This window comes from Bacillus cereus group sp. BfR-BA-01382 (genome assembly GCF_022663475.1).
Taxonomy (GTDB): Bacteria; Bacillota; Bacilli; order Bacillales; family Bacillaceae_G; genus Bacillus_A; species Bacillus_A thuringiensis_S.
In genome coordinates, this window is the sequence record NZ_JAKUFQ010000135.1 from 1 (window position 1) to 12409 (window position 12409).

The window sequence follows — 12409 nt, forward strand, 5'->3', positions numbered from 1 at the left end:
ACAATATATCAACGATTTTTCTAATATATCGATCGGTCGACAATATCCGACACTACCTCACTTCAATCACTCACAGCATATCCTAGAAAAACATCTTCAGCAAAAACTTAAAATCGCATTTCCTCATAAAAAAAACCATAACCCGATCCTCCAGCAAAGTTATGGTTTTTATCCTACAACGCCACTCTACCTATAACTTTGCCGTGAATTCCACAAAATCCATTTGTGCCTATACCAACTTTCACCTTTTTCACAATGAAACTATATACGTTAAAATCGTTTCATAACGCTATTACTTCCGCATACCTACACTTTATATAATAACGGTACAGTACAAACAACGTACTGTACAAATATATGTGGGGGGATTAACTATGAACGAAGCGTTACTATTAGTCGACATACAAAATGATTACTTTGAAGGTGGCAATATGGAATTACATCAACCTGAAAAAGCCGCACAAAAAGCGAAAGAAGTTTTGAGAGTATTTCGCGAAAAGCATAAAACAGTTATTCACGTACAACATATTGCGAACAACGAAGGGGCTACTTTCTTCTTACCCGATACAGTAGGTGTTCAAATTTATGATGATGTACAACCGATTGCTAACGAAAGAGTCATTCAAAAACATCATCCTAACAGTTTTTTAAGAACAAATTTATTAGAAACATTAAAGACAGAAAAAATAGATCAACTAGTCATTTGCGGTATGATGACTCATGTATGTATTGATGCAACAGTACGCGCTGCCAGTGACTTCGGATTTCAATGTATTGTAATTGAAGATGCTTGTACAACAAAAGATTTAGAATTTCAAGGAAATCTAATCCCCGCAGTACACGCTCATCAATCGTTCATGAGTGCATTAGAGTTTGGTGATATTTATGCAACAGTCATGTCAGCAAACTGTTTTATAAACAAGAGCAAATAAAAAATTACAGTTCAAAAAAAAGAAAGGATAAATATCTTATTCTTTCTTTTTTTCCATTGTCTTAATGACCGTATTTATACGATAATCACCATAATGTAAAACATCTGCAAGAGTCTCTTCTAATTGCTGATGCGAAGATGTGTGAAGAGTCATGACATAGCACCCATCGCCGCTTATACGATACATTTCAGTAATTACGTCCGTTTTTTCAAAAAAGTTTTGAATTTGATTATGATAGTGCGGTGCATGCAAAAATAGTGTAACAAAGGTCATAATAGATCCTTCTAGCTTAGCCCTGTTGATATTTATCGTATATTTTTGAATGACACCTGCCTCTTCTAATTTATGAATTCGTTTCCCGACAGCCTGACCAGTCAAATGTACTATCTCCCCAATTTCCTTCCAGTTCATTCTAGCGTTTTCTTGTAGTAATTGTATAATCTTAAAATCTGTTGAATCAAACATGGACATCCCCTTCCTATACGAAACGAATTCTATAAAATCTTCATTTCCCCTACAGTTTAGCTCGAAAATTTTGCAATACAATCGATTGGCTCCATTAGGAATTACATTATTGTTAACGACTTTCCTTTTTCATTACAATGTATTTGTTGGATTACTCGTAGGCACTACAACAAGCTAGCGATTTTTTATAAATATGAACATTTTTTAGGAATTAGTTTATCTTTTTTTAATGTTTTATTTAGAGGCAGTTTATAGTCGGGTATTAACATAAGAAACGTAGCAACTAAGTTCATATATGACGCACTGCTACTATAATCGCAAACCGTACTAAAATAAGGAGACGATAAAACATGAACAAAAAAACAAAAGCACTATCATCCGTACTGCTCGGATTCACATTAGCATTAACAGGGTGTGCTGGTACTAAAGCTGAAGAAAATCATAGTAAACAAAAACAAGAACAAGTTGCTAAAGAAACAAAAAAGGAAAATAAATTAACTAAAGGGCAAAAAATGGCTAATATTCTTAGCAAGACAAATTGGCAAGGTACACGAGTGTATGACAAAGATAAGAATGACTTAACAAAAGAGAATGCAAACTTCATTGGTCTTGCAAAATATGATGCGAAGTCAGGCAGATATGAATTTTTTGATGCTAAAACAGGTGCAAGTCGTGGCGATAAAGGAACTTTCTTTGTCACAAATGATGGGAAGAAGAGAATATTAATTTCAGAATCAATGAAGTATCAAGCTGTCGTTGACATGACAAAACTAAATAAAAATGTATTTACTTATAAACGAATGGGGAAAGACGCTAACGGTAAAGATGTAGAAGTTTTCGTTGAACATGTTCCATATAAAGAAAAAGAACTTTCTTTCACTGATCCGGACAAGCAGCTGAACACGACTACAGGAGATATTGTTAAAAATGTTGATGGAGATAAAATTTTAGGCGGTACCCTTTGGCACGGAACAAAGGTATTAGACGAAGCTGGTAACGATGTAACACAATTTAATTCGAATTTTATAAGTCTAGCAAAATTTGATGACAAATCTAATAAATATGAGTTCTTCAATAGCGAAACAGGTCAAAGCCGCGGTGATTATGGCTACTTCGATGTTGTACATGAAAATAAAATAAGAGCCCATGTTTCAATTGGAAATAATAAATATGGTGTTGCTCTTGAACTTACTGAACTAAATAAGAATAAATTTACGTATAAAAGAACTGGTAAAGACCAAGCTGGTAAGGATATAACTATATTCGTTGAACATGAACCTTATAAAGGGGATATGAAACCACAATTTAGCTTTTAAAAACGTTTAATTAAAGATCCTGTACTGAGTTGCAAGATCTTTCTTAAGACAAAATCATTTATGATTCTCTTGAAAGAAATCGTCTCATATCCCCCCTCAACACTTCAGCTTAATTGTTGAATATAACAACTTTAAAAAGCCTTACTACACATAAATTGTAGTAAGGCTCTGACTATTTAAGATAAACATTAAACGACTTCATTATCTCTATACAAATAAAGTTTAGCAAATAACGTTACTATCTCCTCCAAAGAAAAGAAACCTTATTTCAACTTTCCTATTGATAAGTTAACACGATAGTTCCCGTATTTTAATAGTCGTCCTAGAAAGTTATCTAAGTCTTCGTTGGAAGCAAAATGTGTTTTTAATAAATAACACCCCTCACCACTTATACGATGTACTTCAGAAATCCCTTCTTCTCCTTGAAAGAAATTCATAAACTCTTGGTGATTAGCTGTTGTTACGAACAAAGTAACAAATGCAGTCACTACTTGTCCTAATTTGATTCGGTTTATTGCAATTGTATACTGTTCAATAATCCCTAAATCCTCTAATCTTCGAATTCGATTTCCTACAGCTTGCCCCGTCATATGTATTTTTTGGCCAAGTTCTTTCCATTGTATTCTTGAGTTTTCTCCTAATAATTTCAGTATCTCAAAATCTGTTTGATCAATGATATAAACCAATCCTTTCACCGTGAAAGTAGAAAGCCCGAAAGTGTTTCGCCAACTTATTCTGCTTATCGATACAATTCACTATACTTAGTTTATCCTCTTACATCACATTATTTATCAGCTATATTTACTTATAACACAGAGGACACAACAAAAAAATACATCTAGATTTAAAGGAGGTTACAAATATGTTATTACAAGAAATTCTATCGTTCAATGAACATTTTGTAGAAAATAAGGAATACGCTCCTCGTGAAGCGACAAAAATGCCTAAAAAACGTATGGTTGTTGTTTCTTGCATGGATGCTCGTTTAATTGAGCTACTTCCAAAAGCTTTAGATATACACGATGGTGATGCAAAGGTTATCAGAAATGCAGGTGGTAAAATTGCTTCTGCTTTCGATAGTGTTATGCAAAGTGTTGTAGCATCAGTATACGATTTAAATGCAGATGAAATCTTCCTTATTGGACACCATAGATGTGGCGCGAGCCAAACGAATCCAAAAGGAACACTTCAAAAAATATTAGATCGCGGAGTAGCTTCATCAGAAATTTTATCAGCGATTGAATATGCTGGTATTGACCTTGAAAAATGGTTATTCGGATTCGATGATGTTTGCGACTCAACGCAAGCTAATGTTGATTTAGTAAGAAATCATCCACTTATCCCAAAAGATGTTCCTGTACATGGTTTAGTTATTGACCCTCACACAGGTAAATTAGATGTAGTGGTTGATGGATATAAAGCGTTAAATAGTAAAACAAAATAATAATTATCACGTATATGAAGGGAAGTTATGAGATATGAAAAAACAAGTATTAGATATGAATAGACAAGAAGCTACGCAAAAAATTTTAGCGGCAAAAATTGAAAAAGGGTTAACTTGGGAAGAAATTGCAAAAGTAAGTGAACACTCTGAGACTTGGGTTGTAACAGCGTTATTAGGACAAGCTACAATGACACGTCCAGAAGCAGAAAAAATTGGTAAACTATTAGAATTAGATGAAAAAGTAGTTCAAGCATTAACAGTAGTTCCACTTCGCGGCCAAGTGATGGAAATGCCTCCTACGGACCCGATTGCATATCGTTTATATGAAATGATGTTACAATATGCACCAACTATTAGAGAGTTAATCTTAGAAAAAGCCGGCGAAGGTGTAATGAGTGCGATTAACTTCAACCTAGGTGTGGATACACAAGAAGATCCAAAAGGTGGCGATCCTCGTATCGTGATTACACTTAATGGGAAATTCTTACCATTCCGTACATGGTAATTAATTAAAAATCTATCTATATAATTAAAATAATTTTATAGATTTAATAAATCCATCCTTTTTAATCTAACTGTGTAGAAAGGATGGATTTTTACTATGAGATTCTTTTTCGGCAAAGGAGAATAATATGAATAAAAAACACTTTGATACGAGTTTTAGTATTCTACAATGGTTTGTGTTTCTATTAGCAAATGCAATTGCGTTACCTATCATTATTGGTGGCATATTCCATTTACCAATAGAGGATGTCTCAACATTAATGCAGCGAACTTTTTTAGTCGTGGGAGTAAGTTCGTTTCTACAAGCGTGGTTTGGGCATCGTTACCCCATTGCGGACGGGCCAGCCGGTTCATGGGTAAGTATATTTGTCATATTGGGACAAGTCGCTATGCATCAGGGACAAAGTGCAAAAGACGTATTGCAACTTTTAGAAGGCGGATTAATTATTGCAGGTATATTACTCTTCTTTCTTGGTATAACAGGGCTTGTTCATCGAATCTTACGCTTATTTACACCCTTGGTTACAGGAACCTTTCTTTTAATATTATCTCTTCAGCTTAGTGGTGTGTTACTAAAAGGAATGATAGGATTACAAGGATCTGCAACCCATCCTGACTATACAACAGCTACTATTGCTCTCTTTGTTTTTGCCCTTATTACTTTCTTATCAATTAAAGGGAAAGGATGGATGAAAAGTTACGCTGTGTTACTTGGAATTTCATGTGGTTGGCTTTTGTATGCAGTATTAGGAAAATCATCTCATATCCCTTCGCATACAACGCTAGTTAAGTTACCAGAGATATTTGCTTGGGGCACACCTAGATTCGATATTGGAATGACTCTAACTGCAACTTTATTTACATTTCTTTTAGTTGCAAATACAATCGCTGCTATTTCGGCTGTAAAACAAGTGGCTCCATTATCTAAAGAAAATGAAAAGCAAACACTGAACCGTGGTGTATGGGTCGGAGGTATATCACATATTATCTCGTCGTTGTTCTCTACAATTGGAATTGTACCATTACCTGCATCAGCAGGATTTATCCAACTAACAGGACAAAGAAAAGTGAAGTCGTTCCTTATAGCAAGTCTTATATTAGCAGGAATTTCTTTTATTCCCTCAATTGTAAACTTTATATCCTTGCTACCAGGACCTATTGCTAATGCTGCACTTTTAGCTACATTTGTCCAAGTAATAGGCATTTCATTTCAATCCATTTTACGTGAAGATTTAAATCAACGCCGATTAACTATATTAGGAATTTCATTATTAATCAGTTTGGGAATATTGTTTCTTCCAGAAAGTGCATTTAGCGGAGTTCCTTCTTCCTTACAATATGTTTTAAGTAATGGCTTACTTGTGGGTACCATGCTTGTCATTCTATTAGAACAATTTTGGAAAGAGTAAAAAGCGCCCTACTTATAGGGCGCTTTTTTTATAACTAATGACTAATACTAGCAGTTGGATATAATGTTGTTCCTCCAATTGAAACTTTTATTTCATTTGTTAATGGAACGTTTTGTTCATTAATAATTGTTCTCCACCATTCCCATGCAAGACCTGTACATTCTCTTGCTACAATTTTTATATTTTTTGAGTTCGGTGGAAGAGGGATAACTGTAGAGTAATGAGCCGTTTTGTCTTTTCCGCTACCATCCCATGTTTTATGTGTTAGTACTTCGTTACCCTTTTGGTCAAATGTGAATTCATCCCAAGATACATCAAATTGAGCAACGTAAGCACCGTAATGATCAAGTGTCATTTTAGCACTTGAATATTCTGTAGTTGTCGTCTCAATATAATCTGTATTGTTATGAACAGCGGCAGTTGCATTATCTTTTAAGAAAGTGCTTGTATATGAAATTGGATATGCTGGATTTTTAAGACTTAATTCAGCATTATCTTTAATGATATTTCGGATTTCATTGAAATCTTTAGTAACAACCTTGTTATGCTCTTTCGCATCTCCGCCTAATACTACAGCAGTAAAGGTACTTTCTTCAAAAATATCTTTATACTGTCCACTCGTTTCGACGCTGTTATTCTTAAGTAAGGCTTTAAAAGCAGCTTGTACATCTTTACTCTTAGATGTTGTTTCTAATTTTACATAAACGGTTCTACCATAAGCTACATTTGAAACCATAACAGGTGGAGCCGAATTACTTACACCTTTACGAGTTAACTCGTCAAAAGTAACACTATTATCAAAAAGATCGGATGGATTGTTAGGTAGTTCAGCACTTACCGTATAAAATATTTGCTTATATGCCGCTACCATCACTTTCTTCTCTCCATTTGCAACCGCATTAAAATCAATGTTTAGACTGTTATCAAGATATTTAGCGTTAACATTAAGAGCACTTGCTATTTGTGATTTACTATAAACCATAGATTCTGTATACTGCATTCTTGCAGGTAACGTATGTGTTGTAGAATACTTTTCATTCCAAGTAGATACTAAATCGTCTACTGCTCCAGCTACATTACCATATGTCGGATTTTGAACAGTGATTGTATTTTCTTTTCTCATGCCAGGTAAGTCTATACTAATATTCAAAGGCTTTCTCTTAGCCACTAATAAACTCGGTTGATTGTCTGCAAAAGCTTTATTTGCAAGTTGTACAGCTCCTGGATACGTGCGATTCACTACAGAATCAATAATTGAAATATCGACCGGTGACGTTGTAAGTGATTTTTTCTCGCGTTCCACTACTACAAATTTACCATTTGAATTGATACTTTCTTTCGGAACAAAACTCTCTACTTTATCACCATTTACAGCTAAAACCTCTTGATTATTATATTTAAGATTTGCTATACCAGTATCAATGCCACTAGCATTTTTAGTTACATCAGTTACATTACTTGCTTGTGTTTCTGCGAAGGAAATAGATGAATAATTAATAGTGCATAAACTAACTAATAAACATGCAAGGAACTTTCTTCTTTTAGTGTTTTTCTTAATATTCAGAAAAATCACCCCGTTCTTTTTTTAGTAAAATATGATAATGATTGATAAATGATAGCTAATTAATAAACTTACATAAATGCTTTTAAAAGTTCTTGAATTAACGGGATTACGCCACCTACAAATTTTAAAACTGCCATTGCGATTTCCATATTATTTCCTCCTTTTTCTTGCTACGATAATGTGGTTTATCTTTATGCCCTCATTATAGTGACACCTTACACTTTTATCAATACACTCTGATATGCAATATTACATATCAAAAACAAACTGAATTCTTTTAAAAAGTTATACAGAGATATTTTTTTCGTTTGGTACATACTTGAAAAGGTGAAGCATTCTTTTACATTTTATGAGTAATCACATAAAAAAAGTTGCTGCCTATAAAATATAGACAGCAACTTCAACTAGAGTGTCTTGCATAATCTACGCAAGACATTTTATAACTAATAAACTGCTATTGGCCCATAAGGACCATTAATAATTTCTATTTTTGTTTCAAAAATATCTGTCAAAAGTGTTGGATCCATAACCTCTTCTACTGTTCCAAAAGCAGCAATTTGTCCATCTTTCATAGCACAAATTTTATCAGAGTATTTAGCCGCAAAATTTATGTCATGCATGACAGTCAAAATTGTTCGTCCAAATTCATTAGCTGCACGTCTCAAATGCTCCATCATTTGAACAGAACGAGCAACATCAAGGTTGTTCAAAGGTTCGTCCAAAAGTACATATTCCGTCTCTTGGCACAATACCATCGCTACATATGCCCTTTGTCTTTGACCACCAGAAAGCTCATCTAAATATCTATTCTCTAAACTAGTTAAATCTAAGAAATCGATATATTTAGAAATGATAACCTCATCTTCTTTAGTCAATCTTCCCTTTGAATAAGGAAAGCGCCCAAATCCAACTAATTGTCTAACAGTAAGCCTAGTTACAAAATGATTTTCTTGTCGCAATATAGTCAAAATTTTTGCTAAGTCTTTTGATTTGGATTCAGAAACATCCATATTTGCTACCTGAATTTGACCTTCATCCATATCTAAAAGTCTTCCAATCATCAAAAGTGTCGTAGACTTTCCAGCGCCATTTGGTCCAATTAAAGAAGTAAAGCCTGCTTTTGGTATTTCAATATCCAAAGGTCCTATCTTCACCTTATCAGTATAGAACTTTTTAACATTATCAATTTTTATCATAAAGCCCTCTTCCTTAAAACTATAGTTAAGAATATGATTCCACCAAATAATTCAATAATAACTGAAACTACACCTTGAGCATGGAATACATGATACATTAAAAAGTATGCACTCGTCATTATTAAAAATCCTATAGCAAAAGCCATCGGAAAAATGTATCTATGATCATAAGTTGACGCTGCCTGATAACTCAAAGTTGCTACTAAAAAGCCGTAGAAAGTAAGTGGTCCAATTAGAGCTGTTGAAATGGACATCAAAATAGCTACTAATACAAGCGTATAAATTACACTAGGTTGATATTTAACACCAAAAGAAGTAGCAACATCTTTTCCTAGTGACAAAACATTCAAATTCTTAGAATGAACCAAAATTAATACTGCTACAATTATGATCATAGGAATTACAATAGGAAAATATGCAGGATCTGCATGATTAACAGAACCAAATAATCTTGCTTGTAAAATATCAAATTCTGAAGGCGCAAGTAGTTTTCTCATGAAAGTTGACACTGAATTTAGCCCGGTACCAATAATAATTCCAACTAAAAGCATAAGTTGTAAATTCCCGTATTTACCGGAAAGTAACCATCCATAAAGTATCAAACTCATGAAGACCATAACAACAACTTGGAATAAAAATGATCCAATTCCATTAAAATTTATTAATGCACTAGCACCAAAGAAGAATATTGTACTCGTTTGAATTGCTGAATAAAGTGATTCGAAACCTAAAAGCGATGGAGTAATAATTTTATTATTCGTAATAGATTGGAAAGCAACTGTCGACAAGCTATGGCAAACTGCAGCGATAATCATTGCAACAATAGCTACTATCCTTCTCTTAACGACTGGGATAAAAGAAGGTGAATCTATCGGAACTGGATTGTTATAAACTAAAAGTCCATATGAAGAAAGGAGACCTAAAGCAATCAATGTAATCAGTAAAATCCAATAACGTCTTGCTTCCTTCTTAGACCGAAAAGCGCTAGCTGATCTACTTTCATTATGAAGGCTAGAATCGATTTCGACATTTTCTTTTTTTCTATATTCTAATGTGATCATCGTAGCCTCCTTGGTTTTCTTTGTCTCAATAAAATAGTAATAAACACGACTGCTCCCACTGTTGCAAGTATTAAAGAAACAGGTAATTCAAAAGGCTGTATAATTGTTCGAGAAATGATGTCACAGGCAGTTATTGACCCCATTCCGATCACACAAACCCAAGGTAAATTACTCCTAAGATCATCACCTCTAAACATTGAAACGATATTTGGCACAATTAATCCTAAGAAAGGTAAGTGTCCAATAACAGCTGCAACAATTCCAACTGCAACAGATATAAGAGCAGTCCCAAAAAGAACAATTCTATTGTAATTAACTCCAAGGCTTGTTGCGACATCTTCTCCTAGTCCAGCTAAAGTCAATCTATTAGCATACATAAAAATAAGAAAAGTAATGATAACAATCAGCCATAAATATTCATATCTTCCTACCTGAACGTTCGCAAATGAACCTACGAACCAAGTTTCAATACTTTGCGTCTTTTGAAAAAGGAGTCCCAAAAAAGTAGACACTGCAGAAATAACTGCTCCAAGCATCAATCCAATAATCGGGACAATTAAAGACGAACGAAGCTTAACTCTTCTTAAAAATAGAAAAAAAATCATAGTTCCTATAAAAGAAAAAATGATTGCACCAGTCATTCTTTGAACTAAAGTTGGGGCAGGAAATAGTAAATACACAAAAAGCAGGCCTAAGCCTGACCATTCAATAGTCCCTGTTGTAGTAGGTTCAACAAAGCGATTCTGTGTAATGAGTTGCATTACGAGCCCTGCCATCGCCATTGCAGCTCCAGTAAGCATTAATGCAACTGTTCTTGGAACACGAGTGATGAAAAACATCTCCATTCCGTCCTCTTGTCCACGTATATCATAAACTCCAGTAAACAGTGATATAATCCCTAAAATTAGAACAACTATAATCGCTATTATAAAAGGTTTTGTCCATAATTTATTGTGATTATAAAACTGGGGTTGAGAAATATTCTCAACCCTAGAAATTATATTTTTTGACACTGCTTCGTACTCCTTTACACTACTTAGCTAAAGTTTTTGAAATATTTCCAAATAACTCTATATAAGTTTGAATTGATTCATTTGTGTAAGTATCTTCTGGTGCATAAATAACCTGGTTTTTAGAAACAGCAGTTGTGTTTTGAAGAGCAGGTGATTTAGAAATAACATCCTTAGCTGGAGCTGAAGTGGCTGCATCAGATGTTGCAGCATCACGATCTAATACGAAAATCCAATCAGGATTTGTTTGTGCAATAGCTTCAACAGAAACGTCGTCACCTTTATGACCTGCAGTAGAATTTGAAACTTCTAATGCTGGAGTCCAACCGAAAATTTCATACATTGGTCCCCAAACACGACCAGAGTGCGGCGCAGCAAAACCGATATTCCCACCAGTAACGATAACACTCATAACTTTATCTTTTCCGTTATAAGCAGATTTTGCGTTTTCAATAGATTTATCAAAATCAGCTACTAATTTTTTAGCTTCTTTATCTTTATCAAAGATTTTCCCTAAAGTAACTGTAGAATCTTTAAGTCCTTTTACTAAGTTTTCGCCAGGCTTAGTAGCCTTCTCAGATACATCAACATTAAGATCAATAACAGCTGCATTTGGTACTAATTTTTTGATTTCTTCGTAATGACCAGCAAATCTTTGACCAACGATTACAAGTTCAGGATTTGCAGCTGCAATAATTTCAAGATTTGGTTCACGGTGATTTCCAATGTTTTGAACTGAATCATCCTTTTTATATGCTGAATCTGCAGGCATGATATCCTTTGGAGCAGCCGCTAATTTAATTCCCCAATCAGATAAAGTTTCAAAAGTTCTGTTATCCAAAGCAACTACATTCTTTGGGTTTACAGGGACTTTAACAGTTCCATGAGCATCAGTGATTTCAACCGTTTTTGTCTTATCACTACCATTATCTTTATTAGCTTTTGACTCTTTAGTATCATTACTTGGATTTGAGCAAGCTACTAACATTAAAGTAAAAATTGCTAGAATACTCACTAATTTTAAAAGCATAGATTTTTTCATATGTATACTCCTTATAGTGTAATTTATTTCGAAAATGATGACATCCATAGATTGAATTAGAAATTAATTTTTATTCAATTGAATCGCTATTGATAATCATTTTCATTTGAACATCCTGTTAATTAGTATAGTCATTAATTCTGTGAAAATCTTGTGAATGGTGTGAATTCATAAAATCAGGCACCAAAAGTAATATGTGAAGTCAGGCGTGTTGATTAATCATGATTTCCTCTACAAAACACGCTCATTAATAGCTAATATTTTTATAATCCATTTTTTTACGTCTTTTAATACTTCTAAGAAACTATTTGATTATTAGATTCAATAGAAAAAAGAGTAAAACTGAATGAAACAGTGAACTGCACCCCAATTGTTAGACACAGTCTAACAATTGGAGGTGCAGTTTTTCTATGGCTAAATTTACAGCTGATGAAAAAATACAAATCGTTCTACGTTATTTGAACGG

General features: G+C 33.9%; 13 protein-coding genes. 6 read left to right on the plus strand and 7 right to left on the minus strand.

Translation table 11 applies throughout. The features are described from left to right. Both MR160_RS30465 and MR160_RS30470 read left to right on the plus strand, forming a co-directional pair. Positions 1-196, plus strand: a 196-nt coding sequence (locus MR160_RS30465; RefSeq protein ID WP_242298973.1) for a hypothetical protein, incomplete at its 5' end; no start/stop codon positions are given. Positions 197-374: 178 nt separating this feature from the next. Continuing rightward, on the plus strand, positions 375-932 hold the full coding sequence (locus MR160_RS30470) for a cysteine hydrolase family protein (RefSeq protein ID WP_001001093.1): 558 nt from the start codon (positions 375-377) through the stop codon (positions 930-932). Between the two features lie 36 nt (positions 933-968). On the opposite strand, the gene MR160_RS30475 is transcribed toward MR160_RS30470, so the two are convergent. Beyond that, positions 969-1397 (minus strand): Lrp/AsnC family transcriptional regulator, encoded by a 429-nt coding sequence (locus MR160_RS30475; RefSeq protein WP_223266666.1) that lies wholly within the window; start codon positions 1395-1397, stop codon positions 969-971. A 350-nt stretch (positions 1398-1747) separates the two neighbouring features. On the opposite strand from MR160_RS30475, the gene MR160_RS30480 reads away from it, so the two are divergent. After that, a complete protein-coding gene (locus MR160_RS30480; protein WP_098832784.1) occupies positions 1748-2713 on the plus strand; it encodes a DUF4822 domain-containing protein in 966 nt (321 codons plus the stop codon). Between the two features lie 263 nt (positions 2714-2976). Here MR160_RS30480 and MR160_RS30485 read toward each other — a convergent pair whose 3' ends face one another. Then, the gene (locus MR160_RS30485; RefSeq protein ID WP_002008929.1) at positions 2977-3408 is read right to left on the minus strand and encodes an Lrp/AsnC family transcriptional regulator; all 432 of its coding nucleotides are present in this window, start codon (positions 3406-3408) and stop codon (positions 2977-2979) included. Positions 3409-3575: 167 nt separating this feature from the next. Between MR160_RS30485 and MR160_RS30490 the strand changes: the two genes are divergently transcribed. The 3 genes from MR160_RS30490 (at position 3576) to MR160_RS30500 (ending at position 6070) form a co-directional block, all read left to right on the plus strand. Beyond that, positions 3576-4157 carry a beta-class carbonic anhydrase gene (locus MR160_RS30490; protein ID WP_000926482.1) on the plus strand — a complete coding sequence of 194 codons (582 nt, stop codon included), beginning with the start codon at positions 3576-3578 and terminating at the stop codon, positions 4155-4157. A 55-nt stretch (positions 4158-4212) separates the two neighbouring features. Beyond that, positions 4213-4662, plus strand: a complete 450-nt coding sequence (gene cynS / locus MR160_RS30495) for a cyanase (RefSeq protein ID WP_041488180.1) — start codon at positions 4213-4215, stop codon at positions 4660-4662. Between the two features lie 127 nt (positions 4663-4789). Next, positions 4790-6070 (plus strand): purine/pyrimidine permease, encoded by a 1281-nt coding sequence (locus tag MR160_RS30500; protein ID WP_001034722.1) that lies wholly within the window; start codon positions 4790-4792, stop codon positions 6068-6070. A gap of 34 nt (positions 6071-6104) precedes the next feature. Here the strand turns inward: MR160_RS30500 and alo are convergent, their stop codons facing one another. The 5 genes from alo to MR160_RS30525 form a co-directional block, all read right to left on the minus strand. Continuing rightward, positions 6105-7643 carry an anthrolysin O/cereolysin O family cholesterol-dependent cytolysin Alo gene (alo, locus tag MR160_RS30505; protein ID WP_000576735.1) on the minus strand — a complete coding sequence of 513 codons (1539 nt, stop codon included), beginning with the start codon at positions 7641-7643 and terminating at the stop codon, positions 6105-6107. Positions 7644-8077: 434 nt separating this feature from the next. Further along, on the minus strand, positions 8078-8830 hold the full coding sequence (locus tag MR160_RS30510; RefSeq protein ID WP_000590056.1) for an iron ABC transporter ATP-binding protein: 753 nt from the start codon (positions 8828-8830) through the stop codon (positions 8078-8080). Then, complete coding sequence (locus tag MR160_RS30515; protein ID WP_016078160.1) at positions 8827-9891, minus strand: iron chelate uptake ABC transporter family permease subunit; 1065 nt, start codon at positions 9889-9891, stop codon at positions 8827-8829. The genes MR160_RS30510 and MR160_RS30515 overlap by 4 nt, the downstream gene beginning before the upstream one ends. After that, positions 9888-10904: an ABC transporter permease gene (locus MR160_RS30520; RefSeq protein ID WP_000041823.1), complete on the minus strand. Its 1017-nt coding sequence runs from the start codon at positions 10902-10904 to the stop codon at positions 9888-9890. Before MR160_RS30520 ends, MR160_RS30515 begins: the two co-directional genes overlap by 4 nt. A gap of 19 nt (positions 10905-10923) precedes the next feature. After that, positions 10924-11943, minus strand: a complete 1020-nt coding sequence (locus MR160_RS30525) for a siderophore ABC transporter substrate-binding protein (RefSeq protein ID WP_000749440.1) — start codon at positions 11941-11943, stop codon at positions 10924-10926. Positions 11944-12409: the final 466 nt, after the last annotated feature.